This is a genomic window from Stenotrophomonas sp. CASM110 (genome assembly GCF_049384345.1).
Lineage (GTDB): Bacteria > Pseudomonadota > Gammaproteobacteria > Xanthomonadales > Xanthomonadaceae > Stenotrophomonas > Stenotrophomonas muris.
Genome location: NZ_JBMRGI010000020.1, coordinates 15,822 through 34,434, shown reverse-complemented (window position 1 = coordinate 34,434; position 18,613 = coordinate 15,822). Strand labels below are relative to the sequence as shown.

Sequence of the window (18,613 nt, the reverse complement as noted above, 5' to 3'; positions counted from 1 at the left end):
CCGTGGCGCTGTCCTACCTGGCGCTGGGCGATTCGTACACCATCGGAGAAGCCGTTGCCGTTGAAGGCCGCTGGCCACACCAGCTGGCCGCCGCCCTGCGTGCGCAGGATGTGGCGCTGGCCGACCCGCAGACCATCGCCACCACCGGCTGGACCACCGACGAGCTGGACGCCGGCATCGATGCGGCCGCGCCGCAGGGCCCGTTCGATTTCGTCAGCCTGCTGATCGGCGTCAACAACCAGTACCGCGGCCGGCCGCTGGACGAGTACCGCGTACAGTTCCACGCCCTGCTGCAGCGGGCGATCGGCTTTGCCGGTGGCCGCCCCGGGCGTGTGCTGGTGCTGTCCTTCCCCGACTGGGGCGCGACGCCGTTCGGTATCGGCAGCGGCCGTGACCTGGCCGCGATCGAGATCGAGACCGACGAATTCAATGCGGCCGCTGAAGTGATCTGCACCCAGCAGGGCGTGGCCTTCGTCGACATCACCGACATCAGCCGTGACCACGGTGGCGACCCGGCGATGATCGCCGACGACGGCCTGCACCCTTCAGCACGGATGTACGCGCTGTGGAGCGCGCGCGCGCTGCCGGTCGCCGCCCACCTGCTCGGCGGAACGGACTGACCCGATGGATGGCACGCCACGGAACGGCCCGCCCCTGCCCTGCACACCCTTGAGCGCCGCGCAGGCCCGCGCGATCGCCGAGGCATTCCGCCCCGCACACGCCTGGGCCAGCCGCCGCGACTACTACTACACCCGCAGCAAGCTGGGCAGCGACCCGCTGTATGACGGCGTGCTGCAGCACCTGCCTGGCGACGGGCAACCCGTGCTGGACCTGGGCTGCGGGCTGGGCCTGTTCGCCCACGTGCTGCGCCAGCGCGGTGGCTCCCAGCCCTACCGGGGCGTGGACGTGGATGCCGGCAAGATCGCCCGCGCCCAGCGTGCCGCCACCGGCCTGCCCGCTGTGCGCTTCGACTGCCTGGACGTGCAGGCGCCGCTGCCGGCGCAGGCCGGGCATGTGCTGCTGCTGGATGTGCTGCAGTACCTGGACGCGGGCCCACAGCAGGCACTGCTGCGTGAGGCCAGTATGCGGGTCGCTCCCGGCGGCCGCCTGCTGCTGCGCACGCCACTGGCCACCGGCGATGGCCGCGACCGCACCACGCGGGTGGCGGACCGGCTGGCCTGGCTGGTCGGCTGGATGGGCACGCGGCCGCGCCACTACCCCGACCCGCAGGTGCTGCAGGCGACACTGGCCGAGGCCGGATTGAAAGTGACGGCCCCGCGCCCCCTGCACGGGCGCACGCCGTTCAACAGCTGGTTGCTGGTGGCCGAACGCCCCGCGTTGTAGCGCCGAGTGCAGCATGTGCCGGCGCTACGCTACAGGATGATCGGCAACCCTTGTAGCGCCGAGCCCATGCTCGGCTGCTCTACACCACCAGGGCCCGGCGTTACGGAACCGGCAGCCGCGCCTTCAGCCCCCGCTCGTCCAGCGCCTGCAGCACGCGTTCGATGATCGCCAGGTTGTGGCCGTGGGCGGCCCCCTCATGCAGCAGCACGATGGCGCCCGGGCGCAGGTCCGGCAGCAGCCGCGACAGCACGCCCTCCGGCGTGCAGCCGACACCGTCGTAGCCACGGGCGCTCCAGCCCACGCGCACCAGTCCCAGCGCCTTCAGCACCGGCGCCACGAACGGATTGGTCATGCCCACCACCGAACGGTACCAGCGCACCGGGCGGCCGCTTACCGCCTGCAGCGCATGCTGGCAGCCCTCGATCTCGGCACGCATCGCTGCCGGGCCCAGCCGCCAGAAGCGCGCCTGCGGATGGCTGTGGCTGTGGTTGCCCAGGTCGTGGCCGCGGCGCAGGATCTCCTGCACCAGCTCCGGCTGTGCCAGCGCACGCTCGCCCACCAGGAAGAAGGTGGCGCGGGCCTGGTAGCGGTCCAGCAGGTCGAGCACCGCACGGGTCTCCGGGCCGGGACCGTCATCGATGGTCAACCAGACGCTGTTTCCGGCCTCTCCGATCCGGCTCAGCACCGGCGCGTAGAAGCGGCTGTTGGGCAGGAATACCGGCACCAGGAACAGTGCGTGGCTGGCCACCATCACGGGCAGCCCCCAGTGCCAGCCGGCCAGGGCCCAGACCAGGATCACGGCCAGCTGCGACGCCACCAGCCAGGGCAGCCAGCGCCAGGGCCGGGTCGGGATGCGATGCAATGTTCCTGCGTTGCTCATCCCCCATGATGCCATGAGGGGTAGAATTGATGATTCGAATTCCCGGAACCCCGACGTCCATGTCCCTCGATCCCGCCCTGCGTTCGCGCATCGAATCCATCCTCAACGCCAACCGCGTCGTGCTGTTCATGAAGGGCCAGCCGTCGATGCCGCAGTGTGGTTTCTCGGCCAAGGCCGTGGGCGCCCTGCAGGACCTCGGCGTCGAGTTCGCCCACGTCAACGTGCTGGCCGACCAGGAAATCCGTGAAGGCATCAAGGCCTATGGCGACTGGCCGACCATTCCGCAGCTGTACATCGACGGCGAACTGGTCGGCGGCAGCGACATCGTGCTGCAGATGGCTGCCAGCGGCGAGCTGAGCAGCGTGCTGGGCCTGGCCGCGCCGGACCGTACCCCGCCGAGCATCACCGTCACCCCGGCGGCCGTGGAAATGCTCAAGGGCGCGCTGGCCGATGCCCCGGGCGCTGCTCTGCAGCTGTCCATCGACGCCGGTTTCCAGCCGAACTTCCAGCTGGCCCCGCACGACGAAGGCGCCATCGCCGCCGAGTCCAACGGCCTGCGCGTGCAGTTCGACCTGGCCAGCGCCCGTCGCGCCAACGGCATCACCATCGACTGGGTGGACGACATCCGCGGCAAGGGCCTGGCCATCGACAACCCGAATGCGCCCAAGCCGGTGCAGGAAATCAGCGTGCGCGATGCCGACGACCTGGTGCGTGCCGGCAACATCACCCTGGTGGACGTGCGCCCGGCCGACGAGCGTGAAATCGCCGCCGTGGGCGTGCCGTTCAAGACCTTCGACGGCAACGGCCGCGCCGCGCTGGAAGCCCTGCCCAAGGACACCGCGCTGGCCTTCATGTGCCACCACGGTGGCCGCAGCGCGCAGGCCGCCGAGCAGTTCCGCGCCCTGGGCTTCACCAAGGTGTTCAACGTCACCGGCGGCATCAACGCCTGGTCGGAAGACGTCGACAACGGCGTGCCGAAGTACTGATTGAAGGCCCGGGGTCAGAGCCCTTTCCTGCGGAAAGGCGATCTGCCCCCTAAAAAGGGGACGGAGGGAATTAAGTCGTTTGTGGCAAAAACGACTTAATTCCCTCCGTCCCCTTTTTCTTAGCCGGCGAAACCGCCTTCGGCCAGGTAGTCCAGTTCTTCCGGTGAGGGAATGCGACCCAGCACGGCGTTGCGGTGGGGGAAGCGACCGAAGCGGCGTATGATGTCGCGGTGCAGCTCGGCGTACTGCAGGTATTCCTTGTCGCCCAGCACGTCGAACATCGCCACCGAGCGGTCCTGGTCCAGCGGATCCTCGGAGTGCTCGAACGGCAGGTAGATGAAGGCGCGCAGCTTGGGCACCAGCTGCAGGTCCAGGCCTTCCTCGATGGCGCGCATGGCGTAGTGCCGGGCCAGGCCATCGGTGGCGTAGGAATGGGCGCTACCGCGGAAGCAGTTGCGCGGGAACTGGTCCAGCAGCAGCATCAGCGCCAGTGCGCCCTCGGCACTGCCCAGCCAGTGTTCGCGCGCGCGCGAGGCGGCTGCGAAATGCTCATCCAGGAACAACTGGCGGAACTGCGCGTCGAACGCATCATCGCGGGCGAACCACTTCGCAGGGCCCGCCTCTTTCCAGAATTCCACCACGTGCGCGGCAACGTCCATCACCTACTCCCCAGGGCCGGCGCGCCGCGCCAGGCCATCATCATCATTCGTCGAAGCGCAGGTGGCGGACCGACTTGCCGTTGCGCCGGATAAGCTTAAGCGCCTCGATACCGATCTGGATATGGTTTTCCACGAACTGGGAGCTGACCTTGGCATCGGAGGCCTCGGTCTTGACCCCATCGGGGATCATCGGCTGGTCCGACACCAACAGCAGTGCGCCGCTGGGAATGTGGTTGGCGAAGCCAGCGGCGAACACGGTGGCGGTTTCCATGTCGATGGCCATGCAGCGCATCGCCCGCAGCCGCTCCTTGAACGCCTCGTCGTGCTCCCAGACCCGGCGGTTGGTGGTGTAGACGGTACCGGTCCAGTAGTCGTGGCCGAGATCACGGATCATGGTCGAGACCGCACGCTGCAGCGCGAACGCCGGCAAGGCCGGCACTTCCGGCGGCAGGTAGTCGCCCGAAGTGCCCTCACCGCGGATCGCTGCGATCGGCAGCACCAGGTCACCCAGCTGGTTCTTGCGCTTCAGGCCACCGCACTTGCCCAGGAACAGCACCGCCTTGGGCATCACCGCCGACAGCAGGTCCATGATGATCGCGGCATTGGGGCTGCCCATGCCGAAGTTGATCATGGTGATGCCATCGATGGTGGCGCTGGCCATCGGCCGGTCCAGGCCGATGACCGGGGCGCCGGTCAGCGCGGAGAAGGTGTGCAGGTAGCCGCCGAAATTGGTCAGCAGGATATGCTGGCCGAACTGGTCCAGCGGAACGCCGGTGTAACGCGGCAGCCAGTTGTCGACGATTTCCTGTTTGCTCTTCATGCCCGGTCCGGTTCTGCAGGGGCGCCATTGTAGGCAACGCTGCGCCTGCCCTGCCACACAAAGAGAAGGGGCGGCCCAACGGCCGCCCCTCCTGGTTTCCCTGCGGGAGCCGGTGGCTTAGAAACGCACCGACCAGCGCAGGTTGGCACCGTGGTCGCGGCTTTCGTCGCCGAACTGGCCGCTGTAGCCCAGTTCCAGCTGCTGCTTGGCGGTCAGCCAGGCCGAGAGGCCCAGTTCGGCCACCACCGCGCTGTCGGCGATGGGTGCACCGTTGACCACGAAGCTGTCACCGCCGGTGGCAAAGCCCAGGCGGGCCGACGGGTTGCGGTCGCCGCTGGCGTAGCGGTACGCCACCGCGCCGCGCACGTGCAACCAGCTGTCCTGCTGGAACGAGGCCTTCAAGCCCTTGTCGAAGCGCACGCCGGCCGTGGCCAGGGTGGTGCGCACGTCGTCCACCGAACCCTGCAGGGCCGCAGCACCGCCACGCTCGTTCACGTGCTTGGTGTCCACTTCCACGCGGGCCACCTGCACGTACGGCTCCAGGCCAGCCTCGCGGCCACCGAAGCGGTAGGCCGCTTCGATGAAGGCCTGGCGGGTACGCGCGTCGTAGCGGGCGCTCAGGGTGTCGCTGTAACCGGCGAACGCCAGCTCACGGGTACTGTCCACATCGTGTTCGCTCCATGCCAGGCCGCCACGCAGGCCGAAACCGCCCCAGTTGTGGCTGGCGTAGGCGCCGAAGTGGGTGTTGTCCACCTTCGACCTCGCACGGCGCCCTTCGCCCTGCTTCACGTCGGTGCGGCCGGTACCGGCCAGCACGCCCACCTGCCAGCCGCCGAACTCGCGGTCGGCACCGACCAGCAGGCCGTTGCTGTTGGCTTCGGTGCGGGCGGTGTTGGTGTTGCCGTCCAGCGTGGTGCTGCCGGCCAGGGCCTGCACCCACACACCGGTGGCGTCGCCGCCTTCGGCACCCGGTGCAGCGGCACCGGCACGGCGGGCCAGCGCGGCATCACGCACGTAGCGGCTGCCTTCCAGCAGGGCCGCGCTGGTGGCGGCATGCAGTTCGCCGCTGAGGCTGTCCAGTGCGCTGCCCACCTGTTCCGGGAACAGCATGGTCAGCGGACGCGGCAGGCCCTGGTTGACCGCCAGACCGTCGACCACGGTGGCCACGGCCAACTGGTTGGCGGTGGTGGCCGCGGTAGCCAGCGCGTTGCCGCGGGTCACTTCAATGCGCGCGCCGGCGGCGGAGTAGGCCAGGCCGAACTGCAGGAAGGGCGAGAAGGCGCTGAAATCGGTGCTGGCGAACCGACCGTTCACGCCGCCGTCGGCCTGGATGAAGTTGAACTGCTCGCCCAGATAGTAGGTGCCCGGTTCCGGCAGCGCCACCAGGGTGCCGCCCAGGGTGGCGGTGCCGGTCACGTGCAGCTGGTCGCTGCGGCTGCCCGGGGCCACCTCGGCCTGGTACACGCCAGTGGCGGTCTGCACATAGTCACCGTTGATGGTGAGCGTGCCGATGGAGTTGCCCGGAGCGATGATGCCGGCCACGGTGGTGTTTCCCAGCTGGCCCACGCCCTTCAGCGTGCCCTTTTCACCCACGAAGGTGCTGCCGCCGGTCTGCACGCCGTTGAAGGACACCACGCCGCCGGTGACGGTCAGGTCCGAGCCGTCCAGCACACCGGTGGCGGTGATGCGGCTGCTGCCGCCCAGGCTGTTCAGCGCTGTGTTCTGCAGGGTGCCGTTCAGCAGGAAGGTTCCGCCGGTCACGTCCACGGCGCTGGTCAGCGTGTTCACGCCGTCCAGTTCCAGCACGCCTTCGCGCACCACCGCGCCGTTGAAGCTGTTGTCGCCGCTCAGGCGCAGCCAGCCGATGCCGCTCTTGGTCAGTTTGCCCGGGCCGCCGATGTCATTGGTCCAGTCGTCCCATGCATCACCTTCCCACACCTTCAGGCCGCCGGCCTTCTGGTTCATCACCACTTCGGTGTCCACGCGCAGCGAGCCGTAGCCTTCGACGGCCGCAGCCAGGTTCATCAGGCCCCAGCCGTAGACATCGTCCACGCCTGCAGCACCCAGGTCGGTGGCGGTGGTCAGCAGCACGTCGCGCACCTGCGCGCTGTCCAGGTACGGGAAGCGCTCGAACAGCAGGCCCAGCGCGCCGGTGACGTGCGGGGCGGCCATGGACGTGCCGCTCAGTTCCTCGTAATCGGACGACGGGGTCTGGCTGATGATGTCCACCACCAGGTTGCCATTGTCATCGTAGAAATCACCTTCGATCACCGAATCGGGACCGTACACGGTCGAGTTGATGTTCGAGCCGGGCGCGGCGAGGCACCAGTTCGCCGCCAGGCCACAGCGCATCGAGCGGTTGCTCAGCTCCAGGTCCTGATTGACGTTGACCACGGCCAGCCAGTACGGCTCGACGTCGGCGACGGCGCGCGGCAGCGAGGCATACATGCCGGCAATCGGCGCTTCTTCCGGCGAAGTGTTGGGCGAATCGGTGTTGCCAGCGGCCCATACCTGGATCAGTCCGCTGCTGCGCGAACCTTCGGCCATCGCAGCCAGACTGGCGGCGAACACCGGGTGCGACTGGTACATGTCCAGGTCTTCCGCTGTGGTCGGCTCGTTGGCCAGGCCCCAGCTGTGGTTGATGGCGCGCACACCCTGCTCGTTCATCTGCGCATACAGCTGCGGGTAGATCGAATCGTCGGCCTGGATGGCGGCGATGGTCTGTTCGTCCAGATACAGGGAACCGCCGATATTCACCACCGACAGGTAGGTGGCGCTGTTGGAGAACAGGCGGGCCACGCTCAGGTCGGCGCCGAAGGCAACACCGTGGGTGCCGTTGCCATCACGGTTGGCGGCGATGGTGCCCGACACGTGGGTACCGTGCACGTTGTAGCTCAGGCCTTCGTAGAAGCCATTGCGCTCCAGCAGATCGGCATAGTCCGGGTCGAGCAGCTGGTAGGACACGGCCACCTGGTCACCGTCGCTGGCGAAGCAGGCGTCCGGGCCACTCAGCACTTCGCGCGCGCACAGGCTGCCATCGGCCAGCACGTCGGCCAGATGGATGCTGCGGTGGTCCTTGCCGGCGAACTCGTCGTGGTCCAGGCCGGTGCCGCTGTCGAACACGCCCAGGCGGATGCCGGTGCCGGTCAGGCCGCGTGCGTAGGCCACATCGGCGTTGATCGCCTGCAGGCCCCAGTCGCTGTTGAATTCGGTGGTGCGCCAGCTGGCGGCATCACCCGGCTTGCCCATGATGGGTTCCGGATCGACTTCCACATCGGCGGCGGCGACGGCCAGCGACGGCGAAGCGGTGAGGACCGGTGCGGCAAACGCGGCCTGCAGGCTGCGCTGGAACTGGTAACGCGACAAGGCGTCTGCGTTGCTGTCCTGGGCCAGCGCCGGCAGAGCGGCGGCCATCAGCAGCGAGCCAACAATGGCCGAGGCCAGGGGTGAGGGGAGGATCGAGCGGCGGGAAGCGGTGGAGCGATACGACGGGAAGACAATCATCTGCAGTTACGTCCTTGATTCCTTGAAATATTTCAGGTGCAGCTCCGTCATGGAGCAATGGAAAGCACACCTCACGGCGGGTCAGCGCTCGCTGTCCCACCCGTTGGTAGCGGCAGGTGTCACAAAAAATTAATGCTTCGTTCAGAATTTTTGTATAGGAAAATCCCCACCCCTGCCCCTGCCCAAGGTCACTTGGCAAGTGGTATCGACGACAGATAGCGTCGGCGGATTCACGCGTGGGTTGGGGATCTCTGCATGGCATCGATGGTGTTGCGCGCCGCTCTTGGGATGGCGCTGGTTTCGTTGAGCACGGCACCGGCGGTGGGCGCCTCGCGCTTCGTCGCCGATCCCTACCCCAGCACCTACCGGGCGCATCCCGATGCGCCGGTGCTGATCCAGAACGCCACCGTGCTCACCGGCACCGGCCAGCGCCTGGACAACGCCGACGTGCTGCTGCGCGAGGGCCGCATCGTCGCCGTGGGCCGCCAGCTGCAGGCCGATGCCGGGGTCACCCGCATCGATGCGCGGGGCAAGTGGGTCACCCCGGGCCTGATCGACGTGCACTCGCACCTGGGCGTGTACCCCAGCCCGGGCGTCGGCGCGCACAGCGACGGCAACGAGATGACCGCACCGGTCACCGCCAATGTCTGGGCCGAGCACTCGGTGTGGCCGCAGGACCCGGGCTTCGCTACAGCCCTGGCCGGAGGCGTGACCAGCATGCAGGTGCTGCCTGGCTCGGCCAACCTGGTCGGTGGCCGTGGCGTGACCCTGAAGAACGTGCCGGCCATCACCTACCAGGCCATGAAATTCCCGGGTGCTCCGTGGGGGCTGAAAATGGCCTGCGGCGAGAACCCGAAACGGGTTTACGGCGAAGGCAAGAACGTCGCCCCAGCCACGCGGATGGGCAACGTTGCCGGCTACCGCGCCGCCTTCATCGATGCTGCCGACTACATCGCCAAGAACAAACCCAAGCCGGCCAAGCGCAAGGGCTGGTTCGGCAGCGACAAGGGCGACAGCGCCGGTGATGCCGGCGGCAAGCGCGATCTCAAGCTGGACACGCTGGCCGGCGCGATCGAAGGCGACATCCGCGTGCACATCCACTGCTACCGCGCCGACGAGATGGCCACCATGCTCGACCTGGCCAAGGAATTCGGCTTCAAGGTGGCGGCCTTCCACCACGGCGTGGAGGCCTACAAGCTGGCCGACCGGCTGGCCGCCGACGGCGTCTGCGGTGCGCTGTGGGCCGACTGGTGGGGCTTCAAGATGGAAGCCTTCGATGGCATTCCGGAGAACATCGCACTGGTCGACCGGCCGAAGAACAGCTGCGCCATCGTCCATTCCGATTCGCCCGAAGGCATCCAGCGCCTGAACCAGGAAGCGGCCAAGGTGATCGCCGCCGCGCGCCGCGCGCACATGCCGGAGATCACGCCCGAACATGCCATCACCTGGATGACGGCCAATGCCGCCAGAGCGCTGGGCATTGAAGGCCAGACCGGCACCCTGGAGGCCGGCAAGATGGCCGACGTAGTGGTGTGGAACGGCAACCCCTTCGGTTCCTACGCGCTGGCCGAACAGGTCTTCATCGACGGCCGCCGCCTGTACGACCGCAGTGCGCCGGCAGCGACGCCGCGTTCCGATTTCCAGCTCGGCCAGGAGGTGCACTGATGGGCGCGTTGAACAAGCGTCGCCGGGCATGGCTCGGCGCTACGGTCATGGTGCTGGCCTGCCTCTCCGCAGCCGCGCAGGCGCAGGACCTGCTGGTCCGCAACGCCACCGTACATACGGCCAGCGCGCGCGGCAGCCTGCAGCACGCCGATGTACTGGTGCAGGGCGGCATCATCCGCGCAGTCGGCAACGGGCTGTCCGCACCGGCCGGGGCCAACGTCGTCGAGGCCGATGGCCGCCCGCTGACACCCGCGCTGTTCGGGGGCATCACCGAGATCGGCATCGAAGAAGTCTCCGGTGAAGCGAGCACGGTCGACAGCACGCTGAAGATCGGCGAACAACCGTTGCGCCCCGAATTCGATGTCACCCTGGCCTACAACCCGGCCTCGGTGCTGATCCCGGTGGCGCGCCTGGACGGCATCGGCTTCACCGCCCTGGGGGCCGCCACCGGTGGCGGCTTCGTCGCTGGCCAGGGCGGTGTGATGCGGCTGGACGGCAGCGCCGATCCCCTCGGGCCGCGCGCGCTGTTCCTGCGCCTGGGGTCGGCCGCAGTGGAACTGACCGGGCATTCGCGTGCGGCGCAATGGATGCTGCTGCAGCAGATGGTGGACGAGGCGCGTGGCCAGGTCGCCGCGGACTCACCGCATGCGCTGCTGACCCCGGCCGGGCGCCGCACGCTGGGCCGCTACCTGGCCGGCCAGGGCCGCATCGTGGTGGAGGTGGACCGTGCGGCGGACATCCGCCAGCTGCTGCGCTGGGCCGCCCGCGAGAAGGTGAAGATCGCCATTGCCGGTGGCAGCGAAGCCTGGCAGCTGGCACCGGAGCTGGCCGCCGCGCAGGTGCCGGTGTTCGTCGACGTGCTGTCCAACCTGCCGGCCAGCTTCGACCAGATCGGTGCAACCCTGGAAAATGCGGCACGCCTGCAACGGGCCGGCGTGGCGGTCTCGTTCGTGCAGCGTGGCGACGCCTCGCACAACGCCCGCAAGATGCGCCAGCTGGCCGGCAATGCCGTGGCCAATGGACTGCCCTGGGCCGACGGCCTGGCCGGCCTGACCCGGGTGCCGGCGCAGGCGTTCGGTGTGGCCGACCAGATCGGCAGCATCGAGCCGGGCAAGCGTGCCGACCTGGTGCTGTGGGAGGGCGACCCGCTGGACGTGGCGCACTATGCCGAACAGGTCTGGCTGGGCGGGCGGGCGATGCCGATGCGCTCGCGCCAGACCGAGCTGCGCGATCGCTACCTGCTGCGCAACGCGCAGCCCTGACCGCATTGAAGGACACCACCATGGCCACCCTGCGCTGGTATTTCGACTTCGTTTCGCCGTACTCCTACCTGCATTGGCAGAAGCTGAAGCAGCTGCCCGAGTTCCCGCGGATCCAGCCGGTGCCGATCGCCTTTGGTGCCGTGCTGCATCACCTGGGCAACCTCGGGCCGGCCGAGATTCCGGCCAAGCGCCGCTTCATCTACCGCCAGCTGCTGTGGACCGCGCAGGCCGAAGGCACACCGCTGCGGTTCCCGCCGGGCCACCCGTTCAATCCGCTGTCTGCCCTGCGCCTGTGCCTGGCCGCGGGTGGCAGCGCACAGGCGGTGGACGTGCTGTTCGACTGGATCTGGCGCGACGGCAATGCCGCCGACAGCGCCGAGGCCCTGCGCGAACCAGCCGCGCGGCTGGGGATCGAGGATGTCGCCAGCGCCATCGCGACTCCCGCGGTCAAGGAGCAGCTGCGGAGGAACACCGAGGCCGCCATTGCAACCGGCGTGTTCGGCGTGCCGACCCTGGCCATCGATGGCGAACTGTTCTGGGGCAACGACGCCCACCCACTGATGGCGGCGGTGCTGGCCGACCCGGATCTGCTGCGGCAGCCCGAATGGCAGCGCCTGGCCGAGCTTCCGGTGGCCGTGCAGCGCAGTCGCTGAACAGGGCGTGCCGCGTTTCCCTCGCGCGCCACGCCAGAATTTGAGATAGATTTCACATTTCCGAACCTACAACCGCCCTGGAGGGGGAGCCGCGGATGCGCATCGGAATCGTCGTCGACTCGGCCTGCGACCTGCCGCAGGACTTCATTGCCGAGCACAACATCGTGCTGCTGCCGATCACCGTACGGATCGGCGAAGCTGTGCTGGCCGATCATCGCGATGAGCAGGCCACCCTGAGCTTCCTGCACGCGCATGTGGCCGAACATGGCGCTGAAGCGGAAACCATCCCCTTCAGCGTCAACCAGATCCGCGACCTGTTCCTGCAGCAGCTGGTGATCGATTACGACCACGTGTTCTGCATGACCATCACCAAGACCCGCAGCCCGATCCACGACAACGCGCTGCAGGCCAGCTTCGCCATCCTCAACGATTACAAGCCGGTGCGGCAGGCAGCGGGCTACAACTCGCCGTTCGCGCTGCGCGTACTTGATACCCAGAACCTGTTCGCCGCGCAGGCCGTGACCGCGGTGGAGGCTGTCCGCCTGCGTGACAGTGGCGCCAGCGTGCAGCAGATCCGCGAACGGCTGGAAGAACTGGCCGGCAACGTGCACGGCTACATGATCACCCGCGACCTGTACTACATGCGCGCACGCGCGCGGCACAAGGGCGACCGCAGTGTCGGCCTGCTCAGCGCGGCACTGGGCAGTGCACTGGACATCAAGCCGGTGCTGCACGGCTACCGTGGCGAGACCGGGCCGGTGGCCAAGATCAAGGGCTTCGACAGCGCCGTGCAGAAGCTGTTCGCGGTGGTCGGCCAGCGCGTGCGTGCCGGGCTGATGACGCCGACGGTGTGCGTCAGCTACGGCGGCGAACTGGACGAGCTGCGCAGCCTGCCCGGCTATGCACAGATGAAAGAGGTCTGCGCCGGCCATGGCGTGACCGTGTACGAATCGGTGATGAGCCTGACCGGCATGGTCAACGTCGGCAAGGGCGCGGTCACCGTGGGATTTGCCGATGGGCCGCATCGGTTCGAATGAGCGCTGGCCACGGCAGGAATCTGCACATCGATTCCACCCCGACTGTGCCAGCCTTGCCGCACTTCAAGGAGAACTCCATGCCTGCGCAGTACCACATCAGCCTGCCCGATCCGTCCAAGGCCCGCGGCAACGACCCTGACCTGTCCTTCCATTCCCAGGGCGCCGCCGGTTTCGCCGAAGAGCTGCAGGATGCCCTGCGCAGCGGCACGCTGTTCGAACGCTGGAAGGCCAAGCAGCCCGACCCGGATGCGGTGGAACCGCAGTGGGGCGTGACCGACCCGGAGGCCACCGTGACCGGCGAGCAGAAGGACCTGCGCATCAACCTGGTCGCCACCACCCGCATCGACAGTGACGTGTTCAAGCAGCGCCTGCGCCTGCTGGCCGGCAGCCACTGGGAACTGCGCGATGTGCGTTGAGGCACCCGCCCGCCGGGCATGGCCCGGCGCTACCGTGCCCGTGTCGTGATCGACCCGGTGCCGATGACCATGCTCTGGTAGACGCCACCCTTGGTTGGCGCTCCAAAAAAGCTGCCAACCAAGGTTGGCAACTACCGACGAACCGCCGGGCATGGCCCGGCGTTTCCCTATCGCTACCAGCCACCGCCCAGCGCGCGGTACAGCTCTACACGCGCGATCGCGGCGGCGGCCTGGCTGTTGGCCAGCGCGGCCTGGTTGTCCAGCGCGATGCGCTGGGTGGTCAGCACGTCCAGCATGTCGACCACGCCGGCCTGGTACTGCCGGCGCGCCGCCCCCAGTGCCGTCTCGCTCTCATCCACCGCCACGTGCAGCTGCACCGTGCGCTGCTGCTCGGCACTGTAGCCATCCATGGCGTCGTCCACCTCATGCCAGGCCTGCAACACGGTACGGCGGAACTGCAGGGCCGACTGTTGCTGCTGCAGCCTGCTCAGCGCGAGGTTCGCCTTCAGCCGCCCGCCCTGGAAGATCGGCAGGCTGATCGACGGCCCGATGCTGAAACGGTGCGCGTTCCAGCCATCCAGGTCATCCAGCTGCTTGGCCTGGAAGCCTGCGTCACCATTCAAGGTGATGCGCGGCAGGAAACTGGCCTTGGCCACGCCGATGCCGGCCGTTGCGGCATGCAGTGCCGCCTCGGCACGACGGATGTCCGGGCGACGCTCGGCCAGTTCACTCGGCAGACCCACCGCCACCGCTGGCAACGCCGGCCAGTCACGGCGTGCATCCTGCAGCTGCGCGTCCAGTGCCTGCGGCGGCTGTGCCAGCAGGAACGCCAGCGCATTGCGCAGCTGCGATTCGCGATGCCGCAGCGGCGCGATGCGCGCCTGCAGCGAAGCAACCTGCGCGGCCGCGCTGGACACCTGCAGCGTGCTGGCCACGCCCTGCTTCTGGCGCGCCTCGGTCAGCCGTTTGATGTCATGCGCGATGCTGAGGTTGTCCTCGGTGATCGCCAGCAGCTGCCGCGTCGCACGCAGCTGCAGGTAATCACGCGCGGTTTCCGCCAGCAGCGCGATGCGCACGGCGTGTGCATCCTCCTCGGCCATCTGCACGCGCGCGTCGGCCGCTTCCACCTGGCGCCGCACGCGGCCCCACAGATCCAGTTCCCAGCCCAGGCCGATACCGGCCTGGAACAGCCCGTAGTCATCACGGCCGCCGTTGCCGGACGGATCATTCAGGCCCACCTCGCTGTTGCGTGCACGCACGCCACTGGCGCTCGCGCTGACGCTGGGCAGGCGATCGGCGGCGGTGATGCCGCGCGCGGTGCGGCTCTGCTGCACGCGGTTGGCGGCCAGCTGCAGGTCCAGGTTGGCCGCCAGCACCTGGTGGGCCAGCTGCCCCAGCAGCGGATCGTCGAAGCCGGCCCACCAGGCGGCGTCCTGATCGATGGCGTTGCCGGCGACAGCCCCACCCCGCCAGTGGCCGGGCAGTTCCGCCTGCGGGCGTACGAAGTCCGGGCCCATCGCGCAGGCAGCCAGGGCCGTGCACAGGGTGGCCGCAACGAAGGTGCGGAACACGGTGATGGCGCTCATGCGCCCTCCCCGCGCTTGTGGCCCGGTCCGTGCTGCACGCTCTGCGCACGCGCGCGGCTGCCCAGGTCAACGCTGGCTTCCACCGACATGCCGGCACGCAGCTGGTCCAGCAGCGGCTGGCCCGGCTCCAGCACGATCTTCACCGGAATGCGCTGCACCACCTTGGTGAAGTTGCCGGTGGCGTTCTCTGGTGCGACTGCAGCAAAGGTGACGCCGGTGGCTGGTGCAATGCTGTCGATGTGCCCGCGCAGCGGCGTGCCCGGGAATACGTCCACCTTCAGTTCGACCTGCTGGCCGGCCTGCATGCGGGTCATCTGCGTTTCCTGGAAGTTGGCGACCACGAAGGCGCGCTTCAGCGGGACCACCGCAGCCACCGGCGTACCCGGGGTCAGGTAGGCACCGACGCGCACTGCGCGGCGACCGACCATGCCATCGATCGGCGCGCGCAGCACGGTGTGCGACAGATCCAGTTCGGCGCGTGCCTGTGCCGCTTCTGCACGCTGCACCGCCGCCTGTGCAGCCTGCACGCCCGCGCTGAGGATGTCGGTGCGCTGGCGTGCGGTCGACAGTGCGGCCTGGCCCTGCTGCAGATGCGCACTGGCCACGGCCTGCTTCGACTGCGCCTGCTGCGCGTTCTGCACGGTACCGGCGCCATCACGGGCCAGTTCGCGGTAACGCTGCTGGTCGGCACTGGCCAGGGTCAGTTCGGAACGGCTGACATCGACGCTGGCCCTGGCCTGCGCGATCAGCGAGTCCTGCTGGGCCAGTGCGGCCTGCGCATTGGCCAGCTGCGCACGGGCATTGGCAAGGTCGGCACGCGCAGCCTGCAGTGCCACCTGGTAGTCGCGGTCGTCGATGCGGGCAAGCACGTCACCGGCCTTCACCGACTGGTTGTCCTCTACCTCCACGGCACTGACGAAGCCGGCAATCTTCGGCGCTACCAGAGTGTAGTCGGCCACCACGTACGCATTGTTGGTGGTCTGGTGACCGCCATCGCGCAGCAGCAGCCACGCGCCGATGGCAAGGGCCAGCACGCCCAGGCCCAGGCCGGTGTTGAGAGGGGTTCGATTGATCGTCATGAGGGGTTCCTGCGAAAGGTTCAGGCCACGGCGCGTGGCGGATGGATGCGGGTGGGCATCCAGGCAATGAGGGGAATGAAGGCCAACGCCACCAGTGCGACCACCCAGTACAGGTCGGCCGAAGTCAGCGCCTGTACCTGTGCATGCAGGCGCGCGCCCAGCTGCGGGCCATCGGCCAGCCACGGTTGCTCGCCAAGGCGGTCGACCAGCACGGTGGAATGGAAATGACGGCGGCCCTGGGCGATGGCATCCAGTACGCCACCGGCGAGCACCGCAGCGAAGCCCTTGACCGTGTTGAACCAGGCCGAGGCAAACGGGCCATCCTGTGGCGCCAGGCCGCCGGTGGCCAGCATCAGCAGCGGCAGCACCGCCATCGGCTGGGCAAACACCTGCAGCAGCTGCACCCACAGGAAGTTGTCGCGGATCCAGGCCACGTCCAGGTGCGAGCCCAGCCAGCAGGCCAGTGCCAGCATCGCCAGGCCGGTGGCCTGCACCCAGCGGCAGTCCACCGCGCGGATGTTCAACAGGGCCGCCACCAGCGGCAGCGCGATCACCTGTGGCAGTGCCACCCACAGCAGCATCGGTGCGGTCTGCAGCGGCCGGTAGCCCTGCACGCTGGCCAGGAAGCCGGACGGGATCGAGATCACCGCCAGCAGCACGAACAGCACGCCACCCAGCGTGACCAGCGAGTAGCTGAGATTGCGATTGGCCAACAACTGCAGCTTGAAGAACGGCAGCGGGTGGAACCATTCGTTGATCATGAACAGCACCATCAGGCCGGCACCGCCACCGATCATCAGCGTGATCATCGGCGAATCGAACCAGTTCAGCCGCGGGCCCTGCACCAGGCCCAGCACCAGCAGCACCAGCGCCGGCAGGCCGAGCAGCAGCCCAACGCCATCGAACTGGGCGAAGCGTTCCAGCCGCAGCGGGTCCTGTGGCAGGCCCCAGCCGACCATCGCCATGGCGGCCAGGCAGTACGGCACGATCTGCCAGAACGCCCAGTGCCAGCCCACCTGCTCGACCCAGAACGCGGCCAGCGGCGTGCCCATGCTCGGGCCGAACGTCGCCGTCAACGCGTAGCCGGCCAGGCCGTACAGCTTGATGCCAGGCGGCAGGAAGCGCAGCGCCACGCTCATCAGCAACGGCGGCAGTGCACCGCCGCACAGGCCCTGCAATGCACGCAGCAGCAGGAACACCTGCAGGTTCGGGGCGAGCGGGCACAGCACGCCCAGCACCATGAAGCCACCGATCATCGCCAGCGCGAAACGGCGCAGCGAGAACGTGGCGGCACACCACGGCGCGAAGGCCATCGCGCTGACCGACATCGCGCTGTAGAGGGCGACGATCCAGCTGCCGTCGTCGACGCTGAAACCCATCGCGCCACGGATGTCGGCCAGCGCGACCTTGGTGATGTTCTCGTTGAAGCCGGACACCAGCACCGCCAGCAGCACGCCACACAGGCCGACCAGAATGCGGCGATCGAGCCCGGGGGCGGCGGCAGGACGGCGCGCTGCGGCGGCCGGGACAGCGGCGGCCGGCGCACTCATCGCCAGGCGCCGATCCGTGCAGTGCACGGCATGTTGAGGGTCATTGGAATGCGCTCAGTGAAACTCCGGGGAGCGCAGTCTAGGGAGCCGGTACCCTGTGAAAAATGGCGTCGCCGGCATCCCAGGCGTGCGTCCAGCGCACGCCTGCGGGTCTCAGCGGTGGGCGTCCTCGACGCGCTCGCACATGGTCTTGATCGAACGGCGAAGCCACTGGTGCGCGGCATCGTTGTCCAGCCGCGGATGCCAGGCCTGCACGATGGCCGCGGTACGCACCGGGATCGGCAGCGGGAACAGGCGCAGCGGCAGGCGCATGCTGACGATCCGCTCCAGCATCACGCTTGGCATCTGCGGCAGGATCAGGTCTGATTCGGCCGCCGCGAAGATCGCACCGTGGAAGGTCGGGCTGATCAGCGCCACGCGGCGCTGCAGGCCGAGCGTGGCCAGGTCATCATCGATCGGCCCACGCGGCAGGCCACGGCGCGACACCGCGATGTGGTCGCACGCGGCAAAGCGCTCTGCACTGATCTCCTCGTCGAACAGTGGGTGGTCCTCGCGCGCGGCGCCCATGAACGAGGTACTGAACAGGTTCTGCACCTTGGTATCGGGCGCATGCTTGCCGGCGGTGCTGATGTACAGGTCGATCCGGCCCTGCGCCATCGCATCATCGTCGGTATCGCCCTCGGGCACGAAGCGCAGCACCGCGCGCGGTGCCTGCTGGCGGAAGATCTCGCGCAGCCGACCGCCAAATCCACCGATGAAGACATCATTGGCGCGCACGCTGAAGGTTCGCTCGAGCACGCGCATGTCCACTTCACGACCAGCGTTGAAGACGCGGTGGGCCTGCTCGATCACATCGCGGACCTGCTCGCGCAGCTGCAGCGCGCGGGGCGTGGGCGCCAGACCGCGGCCGGCACGCACCAGCACCGGGTCACCCAGCGCAGTGCGGATCCGGCCCAGGGTGCGGCTCATCGCCGGCGCGCTCAGGTTCATGCGGCGCGCGGCGGCGGCCACGCTGCATTCGTCAATCAGTACGTCCAGTGCCAGCAACAGGTTCAGGTCCGGCAGGGGCATGACAGTCTCCAGTAAATCAGATGACTCTACGGCACTTGCAACCACCGTGGATTGCGTTCGACGCATTCATTGACTGCCGCGCACGGCATGGGTGCGCGCGG

At 68.3% G+C, this 18,613-nt stretch carries 16 protein-coding genes; 8 read left to right on the top strand and 8 right to left on the bottom strand.

The annotated features are described in order from the left end of the window. Positions 1 to 2: 2 nt before the first annotated feature. Together VG561_RS16525 and VG561_RS16520 are read left to right on the top strand one after the other, a co-directional pair. Positions 3 to 620 carry an SGNH/GDSL hydrolase family protein gene (locus tag VG561_RS16525; protein ID WP_032956572.1) on the top strand — a complete coding sequence of 206 codons (618 nt, stop codon included), beginning with the start codon at positions 3 to 5 and terminating at the stop codon, positions 618 to 620. Between the two features lie 4 nt (positions 621 to 624). After that, positions 625 to 1,344, top strand: coding sequence for a class I SAM-dependent methyltransferase (locus tag VG561_RS16520; protein ID WP_046432455.1), 720 nt, complete (start codon positions 625 to 627; stop codon positions 1,342 to 1,344). A 100-nt stretch (positions 1,345 to 1,444) separates the two neighbouring features. Here VG561_RS16520 and VG561_RS16515 read toward each other — a convergent pair whose 3' ends face one another. Further along, positions 1,445 to 2,224, bottom strand: coding sequence for a polysaccharide deacetylase family protein (locus tag VG561_RS16515; RefSeq protein WP_197574920.1), 780 nt, complete (start codon positions 2,222 to 2,224; stop codon positions 1,445 to 1,447). Between the two features lie 59 nt (positions 2,225 to 2,283). On the opposite strand from VG561_RS16515, the gene grxD reads away from it, so the two are divergent. Further along, on the top strand, positions 2,284 to 3,210 hold the full coding sequence (grxD, locus tag VG561_RS16510) for a Grx4 family monothiol glutaredoxin (protein WP_032956577.1): 927 nt from the start codon (positions 2,284 to 2,286) through the stop codon (positions 3,208 to 3,210). 119 nt (positions 3,211 to 3,329) lie between these two features. On the opposite strand, the gene VG561_RS16505 is transcribed toward grxD, so the two are convergent. The 3 genes from VG561_RS16505 to VG561_RS16495 all read right to left on the bottom strand — a co-directional run bounded on the left by VG561_RS16505 (position 3,330) and on the right by VG561_RS16495 (position 8,193). Next, a complete protein-coding gene (locus VG561_RS16505; protein ID WP_014648372.1) occupies positions 3,330 to 3,869 on the bottom strand; it encodes a DUF924 family protein in 540 nt (179 codons plus the stop codon). A 43-nt stretch (positions 3,870 to 3,912) separates the two neighbouring features. Beyond that, positions 3,913 to 4,689, bottom strand: a complete 777-nt coding sequence (locus tag VG561_RS16500; RefSeq protein WP_005419211.1) for an AMP nucleosidase — start codon at positions 4,687 to 4,689, stop codon at positions 3,913 to 3,915. 117 nt (positions 4,690 to 4,806) lie between these two features. Continuing rightward, entirely contained in the window at positions 4,807 to 8,193 is a 3,387-nt protein-coding gene (locus VG561_RS16495) for an autotransporter domain-containing protein (RefSeq protein ID WP_423179803.1), read from the bottom strand. Positions 8,194 to 8,448: 255 nt separating this feature from the next. Between VG561_RS16495 and VG561_RS16490 the strand changes: the two genes are divergently transcribed. From VG561_RS16490 to VG561_RS16470, 5 genes are all read left to right on the top strand, one after another. Continuing rightward, positions 8,449 to 9,858, top strand: a complete 1,410-nt coding sequence (locus tag VG561_RS16490; RefSeq protein WP_401735014.1) for an amidohydrolase — start codon at positions 8,449 to 8,451, stop codon at positions 9,856 to 9,858. After that, positions 9,858 to 11,120 carry an amidohydrolase family protein gene (locus VG561_RS16485; protein WP_014648375.1) on the top strand — a complete coding sequence of 421 codons (1,263 nt, stop codon included), beginning with the start codon at positions 9,858 to 9,860 and terminating at the stop codon, positions 11,118 to 11,120. Before VG561_RS16490 ends, VG561_RS16485 begins: the two co-directional genes overlap by 1 nt. Positions 11,121 to 11,140: 20 nt before the next feature. Beyond that, entirely contained in the window at positions 11,141 to 11,773 is a 633-nt protein-coding gene (locus VG561_RS16480) for a 2-hydroxychromene-2-carboxylate isomerase (RefSeq protein ID WP_032956588.1), read from the top strand. Positions 11,774 to 11,868: 95 nt separating this feature from the next. Then, a complete protein-coding gene (locus tag VG561_RS16475; RefSeq protein WP_032956590.1) occupies positions 11,869 to 12,810 on the top strand; it encodes a DegV family protein in 942 nt (313 codons plus the stop codon). A 77-nt stretch (positions 12,811 to 12,887) separates the two neighbouring features. Next, positions 12,888 to 13,226 (top strand): hypothetical protein, encoded by a 339-nt coding sequence (locus VG561_RS16470; protein ID WP_005410998.1) that lies wholly within the window; start codon positions 12,888 to 12,890, stop codon positions 13,224 to 13,226. A gap of 173 nt (positions 13,227 to 13,399) precedes the next feature. Here VG561_RS16470 and VG561_RS16465 read toward each other — a convergent pair whose 3' ends face one another. From VG561_RS16465 to VG561_RS16450, 4 genes are all read right to left on the bottom strand, one after another. After that, the gene (locus tag VG561_RS16465) at positions 13,400 to 14,812 is read right to left on the bottom strand and encodes an efflux transporter outer membrane subunit (RefSeq protein ID WP_142235184.1); all 1,413 of its coding nucleotides are present in this window, start codon (positions 14,810 to 14,812) and stop codon (positions 13,400 to 13,402) included. Further along, a complete protein-coding gene (locus VG561_RS16460; RefSeq protein WP_032956599.1) occupies positions 14,809 to 15,891 on the bottom strand; it encodes an HlyD family secretion protein in 1,083 nt (360 codons plus the stop codon). The genes VG561_RS16465 and VG561_RS16460 overlap by 4 nt, the downstream gene beginning before the upstream one ends. 20 nt (positions 15,892 to 15,911) lie before the next feature. Next, a complete protein-coding gene (locus VG561_RS16455; protein WP_164077732.1) occupies positions 15,912 to 17,441 on the bottom strand; it encodes an MFS transporter in 1,530 nt (509 codons plus the stop codon). A 153-nt stretch (positions 17,442 to 17,594) separates the two neighbouring features. After that, complete coding sequence (locus VG561_RS16450) at positions 17,595 to 18,512, bottom strand: LysR family transcriptional regulator (RefSeq protein WP_014648381.1); 918 nt, start codon at positions 18,510 to 18,512, stop codon at positions 17,595 to 17,597. Between the last annotated feature and the right edge of the window lie 101 nt (positions 18,513 to 18,613).